Source organism: Metallosphaera cuprina Ar-4 (genome assembly GCF_000204925.1).
Taxonomy (GTDB): Archaea; Thermoproteota; Thermoprotei_A; order Sulfolobales; family Sulfolobaceae; genus Metallosphaera; species Metallosphaera cuprina.
Genome location: NC_015435.1, coordinates 591,776 through 609,632, shown reverse-complemented (window position 1 = coordinate 609,632; position 17,857 = coordinate 591,776). Strand labels below are relative to the sequence as shown.

Genomic DNA, 17,857 nt, shown 5'->3' with positions numbered 1-17,857 from the left:
TAAAATTATTTAAGTTATGATATATAAGGTGTAGTGGAAAAAGTATGACTCAACAAGACCCGTTAGAAACTTTACTCAAGGAGGAAAATTTACAAAAAGTTACTAGACTTATAGATGTGTTACCCACGATAGAGAAGATAACGGATAAGCTAAATGAAATGGACAAGAAGGGAGAGCTAGACTTCATGTTAGATATGCTGAGCCAGGCTGTGAGTATAGCTGACGCCATACAGAAGGCCGACCTAATGAACACTCTAGTTTCCTTCGGGATGGATCAGATAGGGAAGGTGCAAGCTCTATGGCCACTCATTGAGAAGATGACCAGCGATAGGGCGATCAAGATAATAGAGCAACTAGACATCGATTCGACGTTAACAGCCCTCGAAAAACTTACACCGATACTAAATAAATTAACCAGTGAAAAGGCGTTAAAGACCCTCGAAAACATAGACTACGATTCTCTTCTAGAGTATGTTTCCTCCCTTACTCCTATACTTAATAAACTAACTAGCGAAAAGACGTTAAAGGTTTTACAGAGTTTAGACATTGAAGCCTTACTCTCTGCGGCCGAAATAATGACACCTTCTCTCACAAAGTTGGCTAACATTATGACTGATATGCAGAAGTCCGGACAGATGGATAACCTGATTAATTTAATGCAACAAGGTCTTTTGCTTCTCGATACTATTCAGAAGTCAGACCTAGTTAACACGCTAATAGCCTTCGGGATGGATCAGATAGGGAAGGTGCAAGCTCTATGGCCACTCATTGAGAAGATGACCAGCGAGGAGACCCTCAGTGTTCTCCAGAAGGTTAACATAGATGGTCTTTTGAACGCTATGAACTCGCTCATGCCTCTAATGGAGAAGATGACCAGCGATAGGGCGATCAAGTTAATTCAACAGTTAGATGTGGAAGGCATGCTTGGAGCCCTTGAGGCTTCCATGCCCATGTTGAAGAAGTTAACTGATGAGAGGACAGTCAAGGCTTTGGCACAGATGGACATGGACTCTATGATAAACCTTCTTATGAAGTTCGCGGAACTCCAGAGAACTGGTGTAATGGACAGGATGTACAAGCTCATGGACGTGATGGCAGATCCTCAACTAGTGGATACGATGGTGAGTGTAATGGAGAAGATGACGAAGGCAATAAAGATATGGGCCAACGAGTTACCTAACGTTAAGCCTGTTGGATTGACAGGGTTGACTGGATTAACAAGAGATCCAGATTCTAAGATGGCGCTAGGTGTTATGGTGTCACTGCTTAAGGCCACAGGTAAAGCTTTCAAAGAATGAGTCAACCAGCTTTTTAACATATTTTCTTTTCTCCTCATCTTCGGTTTTTACCTCCTCCTCCACCTTTACTTCTCTAAGACCCTGCACGAAGGAGAACATTGATAGAGCCGATCCTGGACCATATCCCCCTCCACCATACGAGATTACCTTCGCCCCAATTCTCCTAGCTAAATTACCTATTTTTATTCCTAGAGAGTTGTATGACCTCGAGGTAAGAGAGAGCGATCTTAATCCATCGTCTTTATGTCCATCTACCCCTGCTACTACAATCAAGTATGTTGGTTTGAAGTCCTCAACTAGCTTAAGTAGTCTGAGCGCTTCCTCAAACGAATCGTCTCCAGCCCCTAATGGCATGCCCACGTTATAGTTGCACCAACTTCCCTCTCCTTCACCACGCCTGCTTGGGTCACCCGTTCCTGGGAAGAAGCTCCCGTCATAAGCAAATACGTTTATCTTGAGAACGAACCTGCTGTAAAACATCTCTTCTATACCGTTTCCGTGATGGGCATCTACATCAACCAGAGCTACCTTCTCCCCTCTTTTTAACAGCCTTGATAAGCCTAAGTTAACGTCATTTATAGGACAGAAGCCCATTGATTTGGATCTTGTAGCGTGATGAAAACCTCCGAGAGGGATGTATACATATTCGAGGAACTTAGACATGGATATTGCTGTCAAAGTGGAACCTGAAACCAGAAGCACGTCATCGAACATACCAGGATAGTGAACCGTGTCACCGGAGTCTAGGAAACCAATGTGATCGAGGGAGCTCACTTCCTTTATCTTATTTAAGAGAGATTCTTCATGAACTTCCAAAAGATCGTTGTAGGATGATGGTTCGGGCGATATGAAGATGACGTCCTCAATCTTCGATACCATTTCCTTAAATTTTGAAATCCTTTGCTTCGATACGTCTCTTATCATAGGGTGAGAGAAGGATATCTCCCTAAACCTTTCGCTCCAAACTATCCCTAATAAGCGACCAGACATCGACTTCCTCCCCCTCCTTTAAACTAAACCTTCCGAAAAGTCTCACAATCGGTCTATCGTGGTAACTTAGGACGCTCTCCAAGAGAGGGAAACCATCTATGGGCTCGTTTTTCATGACCTTAAAGGCCGGACCGTATTCCCAATCTCTTATAAGCCCTCTCTCTTTTTCAAATACAGTTAAGTTCCTGCGTCTCCCATGAACATGATACTCCCTCCCCATCAAGGAGACTCCCTTGGACAGCTCTACACCTATTATTCCTCCGTAGCCCGCGTAAGGTAGACTACCGTTCAGGAGGCCTCCACAACATCCTAATCCTCTCCAACCTCCAGCCTCCGCAAACGTCAACAGCGTTACGTCAACGTAATTTTCGTTCAGAGCCGTGACCTTACCTATTGCCCTCTCCTCTCTTTTAGTAACCTTAGGAAAGGAGAACCTGAGACCTTCAATGTGAGCGTGACTGAAGTCGCCTCCTGTGTAAGGAGACGAAATCGTTTTACCCAGTACGTCCCCAACTTTGAACTCCTCCCCCTTTTCAAAATAGGGCTCAACGTGAAGTATCTTAACTAAGGTGTTCCCTGTCTTCGCCAAAATGAGAAAATCGTAATTCGTCAGAGAGAACCTGTTAGGTCTGCCCACGTTAAATTTCTCGATAGAGAGTATTATACCGTTTAAAGGAGATACGAATTCGTCGTTACAATAGTAACCAACGTCTATGGCTTTCCCTCTAACGTGAGATGGAAAGCCGCTTGTAAAAAAACTAAATATAGTTCCGTTCTTAAACTTCATTTACTCTAAGAACCTCTTTACGGAGGGTAGCTTGGATGCCTTAAGCGCGTTCAGTGTCTGCTTCTCTGATGGATACCAAGGTATATTTCTCAACCTATCTCCGGGCCTCTCATTAGAGTAAGGTCTATTACAGCCAGGGCATCCACTAGTTAAAAAGGCTCCAGACAGTTCCCTGAAGGTCAAATCTGAACTAAGGTTTATGTCCACTAGTTGTTCCTTTTCGTTAAAGATGAAGTCCTCAGCCTTTGCCAGATCGTTTTCGATAAGCCACCTAGCCAGCTGCATTCTTCTATAAACGTGAACTGGAACTGGTTTTCGGTTCTCCATAGGCGTCATTTCCTCCGGATAGAAGGCGAATAGACTTATCTTCGCGCCTCTGGAGTGAGCGTAGAGCATAAGATTCACAGCCTCCTTCTCTGTTTCTCCCAGTCCGATAATTAGGTGAATCCCAGCGTTCATCTTCCCGAACACTTCCACAGCGTCATCTATTCCCTTCAAATATCTCTCCCAGCTGTGCATACTCCTCACGGGCTTCCCTCTAACAGAATCAAACACTCTCTTACTGGCAGCATCTATCGCCACGTCTATCATGTTAGCTCCAGCTTCCTTCATTTTGATCATATCGTCTCTGGAAGTGTAGGTAGCAGTAACTAGCTCTGATATCTGAAGCTCTATGCCATGCTCTCTTATACGCTTAGTGATCTCTATCGAATCAGGCGACGCTCTAGGATGAGCCAATTGGCCTACACATATTCTCTGAAGGCCTAGATCTGGATCCCCCTGCCTCTCTTTAATCCTCTCTAGTACCTGGTTTAGAGGACGAATTGGCCACTCAACCCTTATAAGCGTCTTACAATCTGGTCCTTGACTAACCTCCCTGGCTTGACCACAATATATACAATTTGCCTTGCATCCGTCAGGATAGTATTGGAGTAGGTTTATAGTTGTATTTAGGGCTCCACGTAGGAACTTCCCTGGAGAAAAACCTAAAACCATATCTGCCCCGAAACTTAGCCTTACCCAATCGGGGCTGCTTATTGGTTTTACCTCACCTAATCTTAGAGTCATGCGGACACCCGTAATAAGAAGTCATGAATAACGTTCCCACAACATGCGTGGCTCAGTATAACTTCTCTCCTTCCGAAGGCGTACTCTATTGTCTCTTGGGATGGGAAAGCCATTCCGTCAATCCCCGAGTCAACAGCCATCTTCTCCACTTCCAGGTAGGCCTTCCCTCTAGGCCTAGCACACCCTAGCATGACAGGAGAGGAGAAGAGTTTCCTAGCTCTAGAGAGAACCTCACCTAACTCCTCGGGGGAAGGTTCCCTCACGTTCTTATATGGGGTTCCAACTAGAGGCATCAGTCCTACAATAATAACAGCGTCAGGGTTTACATCTTTGAGCAATTCAAGCGCATGTAAGTCTCCGTCTAAACCTCTCTTACTAAGCCCCACTATGACATGAGGGGCGATCTTAATTCCCTCTGCCTTAAGATACCTGAACGAATTGAGGTAATCGTCAACGGTGAAAGGTTGACCCAAAACCTGGTCTATCGTATCTTGATCTCCTACCATATCTAATAGGGCTATCTTGACCCCAGCGTCTTTAAACTTCTTAGCCACCTCTCTAGACTTAACTACGCCAGTGTGAGCTATAATCGTTAAATTTTGGAAACTCCTCAATACGTCAGAGTACTTCCACACAGGGACGTCTCCTCTAAACGAGGATCCACCAGACAATATAACTCCCTTTTGGCCGGATTTGCTTACTTTCTCCATTACGCTCTGAAACTTTTCCTTAGTGGAGCCGTCTTCCATCCCTTCCAGAACCCTCGTTTCGCAATGCTTACAACTAAACGCACAAGAAGTCCCAGTAACAGATATGGGCTTCCAACCCTCTTCAGAGCTAATGTAATCCGTTTCGTACTTTTTAAGGGAGGGAGCGTAAAAGAATATTGGTTTCATCTCACTAACCCCTCTATGAATTCGATCAATTTGTCCTGGTCCACTCCTATGATCTTGACTCCCTTAAACCAGTCTAACATCTCGCTCCTAACGTCTTCAACCCTAGTCCATTTCAATCTAGCCTCAAGATCGTAAATGCTCCTCCTAGGCTCCACGAAGAAGTCTCCTGTTATTAGGACGGACTCTATCAATCCCTTTCCAGCCATCTTAACTTCAGCTCTAAACAGTCCGCCCGGTAATTTGATCTCTCCTCGCCTTACGTTCTCCCCTTCGAGAGATTTCCTCAGACCGAAGACCCACTCGTGAGACTTATACTTCAGCTCAAGTTCGCTAATGCTTTCCTTTTCCTTCTCGGTATAGTACCCTTCTTCCAGTTCCACCCCTAGAGATTGTTGAAAAGCTTCCTTAGCCTTAGCTATAACGTCCTCCATATCTACCTGTTCGCCCAACTCACGACCTAACCAAGTTAGTCTATCTTTGAAGGCCTTTGAAACCTTATCCTTCATCTTTTCTGTACTTAGCTTCAACGTTTCTATCATCTCCTCCACATCAAAGTCAACTAATATAGTTCCGGTGACGGAAATGTGTTTGCCAACAGAAAAGGCTCCAAGCCCGGATATCTTCCTACCTTGCACCTCAACGTCGTTCTTAGGCCTGAAGTTAGCGCTCACCCCATATTTGCTTAGCGTGGATATGACTGCGTCAGCCGACTTCCTCATAGCAGATTCTGGCGACCCACCCAACATTGAAGAATCCGCGTATATCTCCCAGCCTAATTGACCTGGGCCCATCATTATCGTACCTCCACCTGTTGGCCTCCTTCCTATATGCCAACCCTTAAGCTTAGCCCTTTCTAGGTTTATTTCCTGTTCTGCGGACTGATGATAACCTAACAATATAGCTTGAGGGTCGAAAATAACGAACCTCAGCATAGGATCTGCGCCTTCAGAGACAGAATCCAAGAGAGCTTCCTCGCCTGCCAGAATCCTGTACTGAGGACCTCTCTCTATAATGAACCTGAAGTCAGTCATCGCCATAGTTAAATTGATTTTTTATATATAAAGATTTTCCACAAAAACTTATCATAAAAATCTTTTTACAGAAACTAATATTTTTGTCCTGATGAAAGTGAAATAAAGGTGGCAAAGAGCCATTAAAGAAGTGTCAACAATTAATTTATTTAAACTGGGAATATGCTAGACCATGATCGGTGCTCTCGGTTTGTTCTTGACTGTCACAACAATAGCAGTCGCGCACGGCCTTGAACCGGATCACATATCTGCTACAAGGATGATAAGAGGGATGAGAAGGTTAGCCTATTTGGGTTTATCCCACTCGATAGGTTTCGTTATTGTCGCGATCCCTATTTCTCTTTTGCTCATCTACTTTACTTATCTAAAGCCGGCGATAGAGTTAGTTTCATATGGTATAGGGATAGGGTTGGGCACCATCCTTTTAGTCTCTGCTATACTTAAGCTCGATATAGAGTTGGAACCTAAGGGGACCGGTCTGATTCAAGGGATGTTTAGCATAACCCCGTCTAAGGTTATCACAATAATAATTGCCATGGACACTGGTTCCATATTGCTTGGGACTGGATTGATATTATGGTTCGCGACGATTTCTGCACTTTCCATAATTGGAGTAGGGATGTTAAATTTGAGAGCTCCAGGAAACTTAGATAGGACTTTAGATGTAATAGTTGCGTCTATTACTATTGGATATTTTGGATATTACTTTTCCCTTGATCTAAAGTGAAAGCCTGAGGATCCATCATGAGTTAATTAAGTTGAGAATGTTTTAATTGATCTAGTGAATGAAATAAGACTAAGAGATAATTAGGGGTAATGTCTAGAAAGGCCGCCAGGCGTTGGATTATAAAAACTAACTTTTATTTTGTTAAAGACGCTCTATCAAACATGGAGGAGGAAATAAGATATGTTCTAACCAATTTCAAGAGGATTGCCACCATAGGATTCTCTAAGGATCCTGATAAACCTTCTCATAGAGTACCTAAGTTCCTCCTAGAACACGGTTACACTGTTTATCCGGTTAACCCCACTGTGATGGAAATCTTAGGTAGGAGATCCTATCAAACATTAAATGACATACAGGATGAGGTTGACGTAGTTCAGGTGTTTAGACCCTCCAAAGACGTCCCTAAAATAACTGACGAGGTTATTAAAAGGAAGAGAGAAAGGGGAGACGTCAAGGTAATGTGGTTACAAGAAGGGATTAGAGATGACAGCTCAGCAGAGAGGGCCAGAAAGGATGGGATTATAGTCATCCAAGACAAATGTATGTATAAAGAGTACGTGAAGCTTTTCGGAGGATAGAAGTCGAAGTACCTTTATGAACCATAAAAATAGAAAAAGTTTTTAACGGCGATACTTTATAAATATTTATGATGGAAACTTTTGATACACTGAAAGATAAGAAAGAGAGCATAAGATGTTGTTATAAGATCACTGACACGGATGTGGAGTGCCTCTTTAAGCTCATCGAACTGAGAGAACCAAAAACATCCGTTGAGCTAGGTAAAATCATGAACTTAAGTAAAACCACTGTAGAGAACAGCATGAAGAAGCTTATTGAGCTAGGTCTAGTAGATAGAATAAAAATAGATGGAAAGAAAATAGGAAGGCCTAAGTTCCTTTATGTAGTTTCAGATAGCTTCCAAGAGAGAGTCAAGACAGACCTAAGAAAGTGTGCAGAGAGGATATTATCAGCAACCGCCTAACTCTTGAACTTTGTTTTCATTTCCAGGCGCGTTACTCTTTTCTAGAACTAGGGTGAACGTACCGTTATTGGAGGAGTGCTCCAACACTTTGCAGTCCATAAGTTTCACTGCCTCCATAATCATCTCATCGCACTTTGGATCTCTGAAAGTTACTTTCAGTTTGCCCTCCTTCATCTTCATAAGCTTCGCAGCTACTCTCATGAAAGGTTCAGGGCACTCAAGATCTAGAAGATTTAACTCCTCCATGAGCTAATGATGTCCAAAAAGCTAAAAAGTCTTCTCCTTTATAGAGGCACATGAAAGTTATCTGCCCCGTTTGCAACAGGCTATTTGAGGCTGAGTGTACGCCTTATCAACAGAAGTTAGATAACATGGTCTATTACTTTGATACAGAAATATGTCAATTAGCTTTCATGAGAGAACCAGATAGGTTCAGGTTCAACTGCCCTAAGTCTTCTGAAAACTCTTAAGTTCTCCGGGGGTTAAACCACTAAACAACTTTGCGCAATATTCGAAATCTTTTGACATTTTTTCCGCAAGGAAATCAGCTTCTACGGCCTTGTATATGTACCTAGGCCTTCCTCCCTTTGACCCTTGATCTTTTACTCTCTCCACGAATCCTATTGATATTAACTTGTTGACAGATCTATTTATAGACGCCTTGCTCAACTTTAGAACTGAAGCCAGATCGTCTTCGGTTTTAGGCCCTAAGTTTATGAGGGCTTTGAGTATCTGAAAATCAGTGTCTGAGATGTCATAACAGAAACTTAAGGCCTCAACTAGGCCTACTTCCCTCCCCGAGGGTAGCCTTGCTTTTAATTTTTGGACTTCCATTCTTACTCACATAATAAATGGTAAAAACGTATATATAAATCTTTGCTTTTTTTAGCAAAAATGTATCTCCTAATAATTGCAAGACTTAGTTAAATCACGTTACGCCCACAAACCCCTCTTCATGTCATCCATCTTTGTGAATAGAGATATCTGGAAGTATCTCATTACTTCAACTGTAAAGTTTAAGGCGTCCTGATCAGGCATCTGTGAGATTTTATTTCTCAGTTCGTTTATGAACCTGGTTAAATCATTGAAAGTCTGTTTACTCAATTCGTATTTAGAGAGGTCTAAAATCTGAAGTAGTTCTTCTTTGCTCTTAGCGCTTTTTACCGAGTTATACATCAGCATCACCACCCCCTTACCTGACTTACCGAATAAAGCCTCCTCCGGGTTACGCAGCCATCTGGCGTAAGTGGCTGCTAATTTTTTAGCCTCGTTCTCCTTACTTTCCATTAAAGATATTTTCGTTTAATGTTATTTAAAATAGTATGAAAGACCACACGACGTAAAAAACTTCAGGAGTTCAAAGCCTAATAACGACGACATGGGTAGATCCCCTTAAGAGGGTTTACTTTGTAAAAAGTGTAGGATTTAACTTAAAAGTGAACCTATTTGACAGACCGTTATTAATTTCTGAGTCAAGTTTAAACTGACCTTAAGGATGAAGTCACTCTTCCTCGTTTCTGGTGGATTAGATTCAACGTCAGGTATGTTCAGATATAAGGATATCGATTACGATTGCATGATAATAAACTATGGACAGAGATCATATAGGCAACAACGGAAATATGCGGAAATAAATTGTAATAAATTAGAGAAAAAATTGATAGTTTTAGATGCGAGAGGGATTGGAGAGGCTTTCAATCGAGATAAAACTCTGATACCCCACGAGCCTATACTCCATCGAAACGCCGCAATTATTCCTATTGTGTTAGTCTACGCCTCTGAGAGGGGTTATTCTGACGTTTACGTCTTCATAGTGAGTGAGGAGTGCAAATATGAGCCGAACAAGCCTAAGGTACTAAGCTTGCTCTCCTCCTTAGCGGAGACACTCAATGTGAAGTTAGTGTTCCCTTTTATAGGCCTGCCTAAGGCTCAGGTGTTGAAAATAGGGATGAACCATGGGATGAACCCTGCTAACACATACTCTTGCATTTTAGGCCACAGATGCCACTGCGGAAAATGCTCCCAATGTGAGGCTAGAAAACAAGCTTTCATTAACGCTGGAGTAAAAGATGAAACGGTTTACATGTGAGACCTTTATTTCGCACATCAGAGACCAGATTATTCAGATCTACATCCGCATTTTAAGTGAACGCTGGATCAGAATAGCGTTCAGTCCAATAGGCCCAACCTATTTAGAGACTCAAACAACATGTGAAGGTTCTTGGCCATAACGAAAGGACTATATCTACTGCAATCCCTTCTCCTCACGACACACGCAACCTTAATCCTGGAGTCGAAGAACCTAGCCGAGAGCAGATCTAACGGTGAGGAGCCTATGATCACCAGCCTTAACGGATCGATTTTAAACTCGTTCACAAGCCTCTCTGTTGGTTCCTTTGAGGGCTTTGTCCTCCCATTATTGTATACGAAGCTCTCGTTTATTCCTAAAGAGTTTAACACACCTTGTGTTATCTCTTTAGAGAAAGGAGAGAGGATAAACAGTTTACCCCTATCCCTTATTTTCTTATAGAAATCGGACCAGTCAGGATTGATCTCTGTGCTCGGTTCCACCTTCGCTTGAATCCCCTTATAGATAGAGGAGAGCGTATCGGTGATGTCCTGGTTTAAAATAACTCCGTCAAGCCATATCCCAAATTCCATAGACTTTTTTCATAAATTAAGATTTATAAGTATTGATAACCTTTAATAATTCATGGAAATAAACGGCTTCTCGTTTCCTGAGGAACTTCTATACGATCCTGAGAAACACGTTTGGCTAAAACTAGACGGGAATCTAGCCACTTTAGGAATAACCGATTTGGGACAATATATGACCGGAAAGATATTCCAGGTTTCCACTAAGAACGTAGGCGATAAGATCACTTCTAGAACCCCTGTCTTTACGATAGAGAGCGCTAAATGGGTAGGGAAGTTCAGATTCCCTATTACAGGAGAAGTGATAGAGGTAAACAAGGAGGTAATTGATAACTCTGGCCTTCTCAATGAAGATCCTTACAAGAACTGGATCGTAAAGATTAAGGTAGACAGTATAGATAGGAACGCGTTCAAACCTTTGAGCGAAGTGATACAACTGTTTGAAAGGGAGGCAGGTAGGATTGTTAAACGATAAGGATATAGTGCTGCAGGCAGTGGACGCCGTGGGAAAATGGGATGTCATGCTGGCCGGTATTAAGAACGATGAGATACTAATAGTGTCAAAGAGAGAATGCCCATCACACCTTACTATAGATGGGAACACTCTAACTATAAGGAGATATGACCCGGACAACTACATTCAACTACTATATCAAGACGAAAAAGTCTTTAGAGACTACAAGATATTTTATTTTGTTAAAACATATATGAGGAAAATACTAGACTTGCTAGCTTACTTGGAGGTATCGAGGCTATCAATGGATTTTAAGACGTCAGAATAGTCCTTTCCTAGCTTGTAGTAAAGGACTATCGATAAGAAAGTGTAGTACAACGCTACTAACTCCACACCATAGACTAATCCTAAATCAACTAATTGAGCCTGATTCGGAAGGAAAATCACTAGTGCTAGATTAGCTAAAATAAATACTATAAAAATCTTAATTTGGCTATATAGAGAAGATATTCTAGAGAGGTTCCTTTTAACGTTCTCAAACCTCTCAATACCCTCCCCTATGCCTCGAATCTGTTGCTTCATCTCCCCTAATTTAGATCTTAGATATCCCAGTAACTCCTTATCGCTCATCCCAGCTAGAGATCCAAACAAACTCTGCTCAACCACGTCGTTGTTTGAGAAAAATGTAACGACTTGCTTGAAAATTAGAATAAGATACATGTCTTCTATTTTACTCGCAAAACTATCTAATTTTCCTACAAGCCTCTGCAAACCGTAATAAGCCATAACTAACTCTAAAAGGATTAGCAGCGAAAACGCGAAGGCAGGTTGGATAAAGCTAAATTGCATTTAAGAAAGTTGAGATATAGTTGAATTTAAGAGTTCATTTAGCCTTAACTCTAGTTTCCTTATTTCCCTAAAGTTAGCCAACATCTGTCTTCCTTTTTCTGTCAGCTTGTACGATCCCTCTACATAATCTATTAGCCCTTTAGATCTGAGTATGTCTAAGTATTTACCTGCAAGCCCTTCGCTTAGATTAGCGTTCTTCATTACCGAAGATTTGCTTCCTGAACCTGAACTCACTACCTCCAATATGTCCGCTACAATCTCAATAGACGTTCTCCTACTCTTCACATGTGATATATAGTATTATCCTTTTTAAGCATTTTTATTGAAGACGCTTTAAATATAAATGAGGTAATATCGCTCCGACTGGTGAAAGAAAGTTTAATGAATACGTTTATATAGGCACCATAGGTTGGAACTAGGACTGGAAAGATTGTTATGGATTTGATTTAATGAGGTTTTTCAAAAAGAGATGAGTTCAATTTAGTAAGCAATTTTTACAATTATAAAACAACTTCTGTTTTAAAGGTTCCATTAAGGTTTGACTTGAGAAGGATGGGCCGTAGATTGCCTTGAGCTAAGCGCCATCAGATTTCTCATCGTTTCGGCGTCCTTCTCCCCCCTATACTTAGCAATCAATTCCATCAGTTTATCTAAATCCTCCTTGCTCGTCTCATTATCTATAAGTTGAATTAACTTGCCGAACAGTTCTTTAGTTAATAGTTCGAGAAGCTCACTGTACTCCGGAACGGTGAGCTCGGGAACCTCGGAAAGGAGTTGAAGATATCCTTTAGAAATGATCACCAGGCCTTCTTTAATTACCTTAATTACTTCCTCTGCCTTCTGTTTACTTTCTTGGTTCACTTGTGAATTACCCATAGATTTTAGCGTTTCTAAAAATTTTGTTAGCTTATATCTCTGAAATTCAAATGAAATCATAGCGTTCCTGACCGCTTTGCTTGCGATATATCTTATCTCGTTACTATCACGAAGCAAGAGCACATATTGAGAAAAGTACAGATCTTCGATAACCTTAATTATCGCGTCCTTAGTTAAAATCGGGGAGAGAGAGGCGATAAGCCTTTCCATCTCCACTCCTTGAAAGCCCTCTTTAGCAATAGCCATCAATACGGTTCTATGTTTCTTATCGAGGAACTCCATTATCGCTATTAAGGGAGACGGCCAATAAATAGTTTAGCTGAAACAACGATATAAAGGAAATATCGTTTAACTTTAAGCAGGGTTGAATCTGAGGAAATGGAGGTCAGTGCTCCAGGTAAGATACTCTGGATAGGAAGTTACTCCGTCGTGTTTGGAGGAATCTCTCACGTCATCGCTATCAATAAGCGAGTTAGATGTAAACATGAAAGGTCGGATAGACTGGAGTTCATAACAAGCTATGGTATTTTTAAAGAGGGAGAGAATGAATTGATAGATAGCGTACTTAAAGTCATCAGGGAGAGGTTTCCTATAATCAAGGGTAGGATACACCTAGTGAACGATGAGGGATTCCAGATCGATGGCAAGAAGACTGGTCTAGGTAGCTCGTCAGCTGCAACTGTAGCGTTAACTGCATGCTTGATGAGAGTGTTAACGGGAGAGTTTGACCTCAACGAGATATATAGGCTTTCTCAAAAGGCTAACTACCTAAGACAAAAGGGAATAGGGAGCGGCTTTGATATTGCGGCAGCGACCTTTGGTAGTGTGGTCTACAGAAGGTTCAAGGACGTTGAGAAAGTTGACTCAACGGTGAAGCCTCTTAGAGTGCACGACTATCAAATTCTCTTAGGTTTCACAGGAAGGAGCGCCAATACAATAGACTTGGTAAGGAGATTTCATCAGATGGAAAACGTTCCCAGATTTAAGGAATTGATGAAAGAAATAGAGATCGATAATGAGATGGCAATCAAGCTCTTGGAAATGGGGATGCTAGACAACGCGATACCTCATATAAAGTTAGCAAGGAGGTACTTAAACGTGCTGGCCAAGGATGTAGTTGGTTTAGAAATAGAAAACGAGGAGGACAGAAAGATTATTGAATTAGCGGAAAGGAACGGTGCTTTCATATCCTTAATGCCCGGGGCAGGAGGCGGAGACCTCATTATGGCTATGGGCGAAGATTTAAAGAGAGTGGAACAGGCGTGGCAAAGGATAGGGATTAAAACGATTTACGTCAGACAAGACGAAGGTGTGCGAGTTGAGAATAGAAGCTGAGGCTGTTGCACCTGCGAACATAGCTGTGGTTAAGTATTGGGGGAAGAGAAACAAACAATTGAACTTACCTTTGAATGACTCCTTATCGATAACTCTAGAGTCTCTGCAGGTTAGATCTAAAGTAACTTTTGACGAGAACCTTAATCATGATGAGATTTTCGTCAATGGAGAAAGGCTTAGCGATTATGAGACTAGGGAGTACGCGGGTAGAGTACTAGAGATAATAAGGAAATTGTACGGCAAGAGAGTTTTCGCTAGGATAGAGTCCACATCTAACTTTCCTAGCTCCGCGGGATTAGCGTCTTCGGCTGCAGGGATCGCTGCCTTAACCTTTGCATCAAACGCCGCTTTGAATCTTGGACTGGACGACAAGGAGCTCTCTAAGATAGCTAGGGTAGGTTCTGGAAGCGCGTGTAGAAGCATGTTTGGGGGCTTCGTGAGATGGAACAAGGGCGAATCAGACGAAGGAGATGACTCTTTTTGTGAGCAAGTTTTTGGCCCCGATCATTGGCCTAACTTAGTTGACGTAATAGGGATCTTCAAGGAGGAGAAGAAGAAGGTGTCCTCAAGGTCAGGGATGGAGAGTAGCGTTGCCAGCTCGTCTCTCCTCAAGTGCAGACTACGATTTGTCGAAGAGACCTTTGATGATATAATAAAGGCCATACGAGACAGAGACGTGAACTCGTTTTTCCACTTAACTATGAGACATAGTAACAGCATGCACGCAATAATTCTAGATTCTTGGCCCTCAATGAGTTACCTAAACGATAAGTCCTTTGTTGTAATGGATTGGGTTCATGAGTTCGGAAAGGCTGCCTACACTTTCGACGCTGGGCCAAATCCTCACATACTTGTCCTAGAGGAGAACGTCCAAGAGGTAGTTAATTTCCTAGAAGGACTAGGAGCTAAGGTCATAGTTAGCAAAATCGGAAAGGGGCCCTCTTTAGTTCGATCAGAAACCTAAAGGGGAATGACTAGGGTCTAGATAGTTTCACTTTCCTGGAGTTTTTACCCTAAAAGTTTACGAGACTAATTTTTGTTACAGGAGTTTAAAATTTCTAGATATTTTCTACCTAAAGTCTCTGCTGAAGGATGGTATCCAAATACTACCCTCTTCACTTCGCTCAGGGAACCTATAAGAGTGGAAATCCGCTTTAGTTTATCAACCCCATGAGGTGTGAGTATATAAACGGCTTCTTCTCTCTCCTCTTGATACGGTATATCATTGAACTCGTGATAGAGGAACAGTCCATTAGAAGATCTCATATCACTGTTAATTTCATCCCGCATCTCTTCTAAATCCTTCAGACATTGTTCATTAGGCTCTATCTTAATTCTCTTGAAACCCTGTCGATAAAGTATTGCGTTCCTAAGCTCTTGTCTAACGCTAGAAAGTTTAGAGATAATTAAGTTGTCATCGAAGTTTAGAAGATCTGTCACTTCTTCAGGTAGCCTAATCTCGCCGCGTATCAGCAAGTGCGCGATTGAGTGAGACAATATCGCGTTGTATAACCCTACTACGCTATGAAAATAAACGTTCTTGAACATGTACATTCTAGCTAGAAGGAATTGCTCAACTACAGGTAATGCCTTATCCATTACAGCGAGCTTTCCATCATTAAAATAGAGGAACCTTTTAAGTCTCTCTATATCGAACTGACCGTACTCTACACCTGCGTAGTATGAGTCCCTTAGAAGGTAATCGCTTCTGTCGGCATCGATAAAGTTAGATATGACCAGAGCAGCTAGCCTCTCTGAAGAGTTCTTTGGATTTTCACTTAGAACGTTGATAATAAACTTCACTGGATCCTCAGAGGATCTTAGTCGTCCTTCAATCAGGGACCCTAACACCTCCTCAATGATCTTTATTCCCAGATACACGTGAGTTTTCTTACCCTTATCTAGGACATCAAGACCATATACCTCCCTGGCAACTGAGAGGGCGTTCTCGAACGTATGTGAGAAAGGCATGTGACCGATATCGTGAAGTAGTGCTGTGACTCCAATTAGACCAATAGTGTCTTGATCTAGATCTAAGTTGGAGTTACCCTTAACGTATTTCAGAAACTCTAATGACAAGTGCATGGCACCTAAACTGTGTTCGAAGCGCGAATGATTCATCCCAGGATAAACCATATAAGCCAAGGCTGTCTGTTTTATGTGCCTAAGCCTCTGGAAGAAAGGATGTGAAATGATAGGTACTATCTTGTCAGGTACTTCAATGTAACCGTGGATGGGATCTCTTATTAACTTCATTCCTACAACTTCGAAAATACGGTTAAAATTGATTTTGCCGCATTGATAACGCTCTTCTCAAGATCTTCCCTTGATATCCATTCCCCTCCAGAGGCCAAGTTGTCGCTAACAACCAGAACAGCTGCTGACTTAGCTCCCCTCAATTTGCTAAGGAAGAAGAGAGTTGCACATTCCATTTCCACTCCTATGTTCCCTCTAGACGACCATCTTTTGACGAAGTTTTCATCCTCAGCATAAAACGCGTCGCTACTGAAAACGTTCCCTACAGTGTACTTGTATCCTTCCCGCCCTAACTCGTTAACGAGGGCTGAAGCTAAATCATAGTCAGGGACAGCTGAAACTGAAGTTAAATCTCCTGTATATTGAAAGAAAAGTCCACCTGGATTATATGAAGCTCCTGAGGGTATTATATACTCCCCCAATTTTATCTCCGGTCTTAAAGCTCCAGCCGTACCTAACCTTACGAACGTCTTGCCCCCTAACATGAGGAGCTCTTCAAAGACTATGGCAATCGAGGGACCTCCTATCCCATGCGTGGCAATGGATACCTTAGAGCTCTTAAATTCTCCAGTGTACACTAGAAATCCTCGGTTCTTGTTAACTAGTTTTGGAGAGTCCAAAAGATTAGATAATAGCTCAGCTCTCCCTGGGTCGCCTACTATCAAGACGTTTTCAGCAATTTCCCCTTTTTTTGATAGTATATGTACCGGATTCACTCGACAAGGAGTAAATGTAAAACCTTTAAAATTAATCTCACTGTGGAGGTTAATCGCCAACTTGAGAAGCCTCAGTGATATGAAGAACAGGTCTTTAAAATCAACAAATCATAATTTCGATTAGATGAGTGAAAAGATCAGCATAAGTAAGGAAAACGATATCGTAAAGTTCAATGGGAAACCTGAAGCGTTAAAAATAGGTAGGGTTCACATATCTGAACCTATAAACGAGGAAGTTTATTTCTTCATGGACGAGAAGGATCTAATTATTTCGATGAAGGAAGAAGACCTAATGGACTTCCTGAACTCTATAGATAAACAAGACGCTAAACTTGAACAAGAGGGTCTTCAGATTTCCCAAATAGGACTGGTTTATAAGATGAGAATAGACTCGCTTGAGGTAGTAAACGTCGCTGATTGGTCGCTTCAGAACATGTTTACCTTAGTGAATGAGGAGAGAGCAAGGCTATCCATAGGCCCGTCCTGTGAATACAACGATTGCGTTTACCTTTTAATGTTTTCATATAATAATTTTATATATTTTCTAAAAATAAGATTTATAGATGGAAATTTTGAAGCCTATGCCTATAAGGTAAACGATAAATCGTTTGAAAATGAACTTATATTTTATACACTAAAACATACGTTTAGACTATTCTAAAGAAACTTTTACACTGACATATGGTCAAAGAAACAACTAATCAATGGTTTTAAAAAATCATCCGCTACTATTATCTTATGAAAGAAAGAGAAGTTGAGGCTAAAAGGTTAGTAGGGAAGAAGCAGGTTAGAGGGAAAGTGTACGAGTATGAGTATTATACCTTGCCCCTAAACCTGTACATCCCAAAATCGATGGTAGAGAAGTTTGGGAAAAAATTTATGCTTCAGTTAGATGAGGACACCGGCACTATAACTATAAAACCTAGTGGAGGTTAAA

The 17,857-nt window shown here is 41.6% G+C and carries 26 protein-coding genes; 12 read left to right on the top strand and 14 right to left on the bottom strand.

Annotation, left to right across the window (positions count from 1 at the left end):
- The first annotated feature begins 44 nt into the window (after positions 1-44).
- On the top strand, positions 45-1,298 hold the full coding sequence (locus MCUP_RS03480; protein ID WP_013737279.1) for a helical membrane plugin domain-containing protein: 1,254 nt from the start codon (positions 45-47) through the stop codon (positions 1,296-1,298).
- Here MCUP_RS03480 and MCUP_RS03475 read toward each other — a convergent pair.
- Genes MCUP_RS03475 through MCUP_RS03455 form a run of 5 tightly spaced genes read right to left on the bottom strand, consistent with a single transcriptional unit; the run spans position 1,260 to position 6,070 of the window.
- Complete coding sequence (locus tag MCUP_RS03475; RefSeq protein WP_013737278.1) at positions 1,260-2,288, bottom strand: histone deacetylase family protein; 1,029 nt, start codon at positions 2,286-2,288, stop codon at positions 1,260-1,262. The genes MCUP_RS03480 and MCUP_RS03475 overlap by 39 nt on opposite strands.
- Entirely contained in the window at positions 2,245-3,075 is an 831-nt protein-coding gene (locus MCUP_RS03470; protein ID WP_013737277.1) for a DUF8155 domain-containing protein, read from the bottom strand. The genes MCUP_RS03475 and MCUP_RS03470 overlap by 44 nt, the downstream gene beginning before the upstream one ends.
- Positions 3,076-4,143: a radical SAM protein gene (locus tag MCUP_RS03465; protein ID WP_013737276.1), complete on the bottom strand. Its 1,068-nt coding sequence runs from the start codon at positions 4,141-4,143 to the stop codon at positions 3,076-3,078. It lies immediately after the preceding gene.
- On the bottom strand, positions 4,140-5,039 hold the full coding sequence (locus tag MCUP_RS03460) for a radical SAM protein (RefSeq protein WP_013737275.1): 900 nt from the start codon (positions 5,037-5,039) through the stop codon (positions 4,140-4,142). Before MCUP_RS03460 ends, MCUP_RS03465 begins: the two co-directional genes overlap by 4 nt.
- Complete coding sequence (locus tag MCUP_RS03455; protein WP_048057713.1) at positions 5,036-6,070, bottom strand: lipoate--protein ligase family protein; 1,035 nt, start codon at positions 6,068-6,070, stop codon at positions 5,036-5,038. The genes MCUP_RS03460 and MCUP_RS03455 overlap by 4 nt, the downstream gene beginning before the upstream one ends.
- 190 nt (positions 6,071-6,260) lie before the next feature.
- Here MCUP_RS03455 and MCUP_RS03450 point away from each other — a divergent pair, with 190 nt between their 5' ends.
- From MCUP_RS03450 to lrs14 (MCUP_RS03440), 3 genes are all read left to right on the top strand, one after another.
- On the top strand, positions 6,261-6,797 hold the full coding sequence (locus tag MCUP_RS03450; RefSeq protein ID WP_237698019.1) for a hypothetical protein: 537 nt from the start codon (positions 6,261-6,263) through the stop codon (positions 6,795-6,797).
- Positions 6,798-6,958: 161 nt separating this feature from the next.
- Positions 6,959-7,375, top strand: coding sequence for a CoA-binding protein (locus MCUP_RS03445; protein WP_048057712.1), 417 nt, complete (start codon positions 6,959-6,961; stop codon positions 7,373-7,375).
- A gap of 68 nt (positions 7,376-7,443) precedes the next feature.
- Entirely contained in the window at positions 7,444-7,779 is a 336-nt protein-coding gene (gene lrs14 / locus MCUP_RS03440) for an Lrs14 family HTH-type transcriptional regulator (RefSeq protein ID WP_048057437.1), read from the top strand.
- Here the strand turns inward: lrs14 (MCUP_RS03440) and MCUP_RS03435 are convergent.
- Positions 7,765-8,025: a sulfurtransferase TusA family protein gene (locus tag MCUP_RS03435; RefSeq protein WP_013737270.1), complete on the bottom strand. Its 261-nt coding sequence runs from the start codon at positions 8,023-8,025 to the stop codon at positions 7,765-7,767. The two genes, lrs14 (MCUP_RS03440) and MCUP_RS03435, sit on opposite strands and share 15 nt — an antisense overlap.
- A 50-nt stretch (positions 8,026-8,075) precedes the next feature.
- Here MCUP_RS03435 and MCUP_RS10065 point away from each other — a divergent pair, with 50 nt between their 5' ends.
- Positions 8,076-8,249, top strand: coding sequence for a hypothetical protein (locus tag MCUP_RS10065; protein ID WP_193363699.1), 174 nt, complete (start codon positions 8,076-8,078; stop codon positions 8,247-8,249).
- On the opposite strand, the gene lrs14 (MCUP_RS03430) is transcribed toward MCUP_RS10065, so the two are convergent.
- Both lrs14 (MCUP_RS03430) and MCUP_RS03425 read right to left on the bottom strand, forming a co-directional pair.
- Positions 8,227-8,613 (bottom strand): Lrs14 family HTH-type transcriptional regulator, encoded by a 387-nt coding sequence (lrs14, locus tag MCUP_RS03430; protein WP_013737269.1) that lies wholly within the window; start codon positions 8,611-8,613, stop codon positions 8,227-8,229. The two genes, MCUP_RS10065 and lrs14 (MCUP_RS03430), sit on opposite strands and share 23 nt — an antisense overlap.
- A 99-nt stretch (positions 8,614-8,712) precedes the next feature.
- On the bottom strand, positions 8,713-9,066 hold the full coding sequence (locus MCUP_RS03425) for a hypothetical protein (protein WP_013737268.1): 354 nt from the start codon (positions 9,064-9,066) through the stop codon (positions 8,713-8,715).
- 208 nt (positions 9,067-9,274) lie between these two features.
- Here MCUP_RS03425 and MCUP_RS03420 point away from each other — a divergent pair, with 208 nt between their 5' ends.
- Complete coding sequence (locus MCUP_RS03420) at positions 9,275-9,868, top strand: 7-cyano-7-deazaguanine synthase (protein ID WP_013737267.1); 594 nt, start codon at positions 9,275-9,277, stop codon at positions 9,866-9,868.
- 80 nt (positions 9,869-9,948) lie between these two features.
- Here the strand turns inward: MCUP_RS03420 and MCUP_RS03415 are convergent, their stop codons facing one another.
- Entirely contained in the window at positions 9,949-10,440 is a 492-nt protein-coding gene (locus MCUP_RS03415) for an HAD family hydrolase (RefSeq protein ID WP_013737266.1), read from the bottom strand.
- 52 nt (positions 10,441-10,492) lie between these two features.
- Between MCUP_RS03415 and MCUP_RS03410 the strand changes: the two genes are divergently transcribed.
- Both MCUP_RS03410 and MCUP_RS03405 read left to right on the top strand, forming a co-directional pair.
- Positions 10,493-10,909, top strand: a complete 417-nt coding sequence (locus tag MCUP_RS03410; RefSeq protein WP_013737265.1) for a glycine cleavage system protein H — start codon at positions 10,493-10,495, stop codon at positions 10,907-10,909.
- A complete protein-coding gene (locus MCUP_RS03405; RefSeq protein WP_013737264.1) occupies positions 10,875-11,216 on the top strand; it encodes a hypothetical protein in 342 nt (113 codons plus the stop codon). Before MCUP_RS03410 ends, MCUP_RS03405 begins: the two co-directional genes overlap by 35 nt.
- Here the strand turns inward: MCUP_RS03405 and MCUP_RS03400 are convergent.
- The 3 genes from MCUP_RS03400 to MCUP_RS03390 form a co-directional block, all read right to left on the bottom strand.
- Positions 11,168-11,737 carry a hypothetical protein gene (locus tag MCUP_RS03400; protein WP_013737263.1) on the bottom strand — a complete coding sequence of 190 codons (570 nt, stop codon included), beginning with the start codon at positions 11,735-11,737 and terminating at the stop codon, positions 11,168-11,170. The two genes, MCUP_RS03405 and MCUP_RS03400, sit on opposite strands and share 49 nt — an antisense overlap.
- The gene (gene sso10a, locus MCUP_RS03395) at positions 11,738-12,022 is read right to left on the bottom strand and encodes an Sso10a family chromatin protein (protein WP_013737262.1); all 285 of its coding nucleotides are present in this window, start codon (positions 12,020-12,022) and stop codon (positions 11,738-11,740) included.
- A 246-nt stretch (positions 12,023-12,268) separates the two neighbouring features.
- On the bottom strand, positions 12,269-12,895 hold the full coding sequence (locus tag MCUP_RS03390; RefSeq protein ID WP_013737261.1) for a hypothetical protein: 627 nt from the start codon (positions 12,893-12,895) through the stop codon (positions 12,269-12,271).
- 96 nt (positions 12,896-12,991) lie between these two features.
- Between MCUP_RS03390 and MCUP_RS03385 the strand changes: the two genes are divergently transcribed.
- Both MCUP_RS03385 and mvaD read left to right on the top strand, forming a co-directional pair.
- Positions 12,992-13,948: a phosphomevalonate kinase gene (locus MCUP_RS03385; protein ID WP_013737260.1), complete on the top strand. Its 957-nt coding sequence runs from the start codon at positions 12,992-12,994 to the stop codon at positions 13,946-13,948.
- A complete protein-coding gene (gene mvaD / locus MCUP_RS03380) occupies positions 13,932-14,912 on the top strand; it encodes a diphosphomevalonate decarboxylase (protein ID WP_013737259.1) in 981 nt (326 codons plus the stop codon). Before MCUP_RS03385 ends, mvaD begins: the two co-directional genes overlap by 17 nt.
- A 65-nt stretch (positions 14,913-14,977) precedes the next feature.
- On the opposite strand, the gene MCUP_RS03375 is transcribed toward mvaD, so the two are convergent.
- Both MCUP_RS03375 and MCUP_RS03370 read right to left on the bottom strand, forming a co-directional pair.
- Positions 14,978-16,204 carry an HD domain-containing protein gene (locus MCUP_RS03375; RefSeq protein ID WP_013737258.1) on the bottom strand — a complete coding sequence of 409 codons (1,227 nt, stop codon included), beginning with the start codon at positions 16,202-16,204 and terminating at the stop codon, positions 14,978-14,980.
- A 2-nt stretch (positions 16,205-16,206) separates the two neighbouring features.
- The gene (locus MCUP_RS03370; RefSeq protein ID WP_048057435.1) at positions 16,207-16,920 is read right to left on the bottom strand and encodes a purine-nucleoside phosphorylase; all 714 of its coding nucleotides are present in this window, start codon (positions 16,918-16,920) and stop codon (positions 16,207-16,209) included.
- A 124-nt stretch (positions 16,921-17,044) separates the two neighbouring features.
- Between MCUP_RS03370 and MCUP_RS03365 the strand changes: the two genes are divergently transcribed.
- On the top strand, positions 17,045-17,581 hold the full coding sequence (locus tag MCUP_RS03365) for a hypothetical protein (protein ID WP_013737256.1): 537 nt from the start codon (positions 17,045-17,047) through the stop codon (positions 17,579-17,581).
- A gap of 77 nt (positions 17,582-17,658) precedes the next feature.
- Complete coding sequence (locus MCUP_RS03360) at positions 17,659-17,856, top strand: hypothetical protein (protein WP_013737255.1); 198 nt, start codon at positions 17,659-17,661, stop codon at positions 17,854-17,856.
- The last annotated feature ends 1 nt before the right edge of the window (position 17,857 follow it).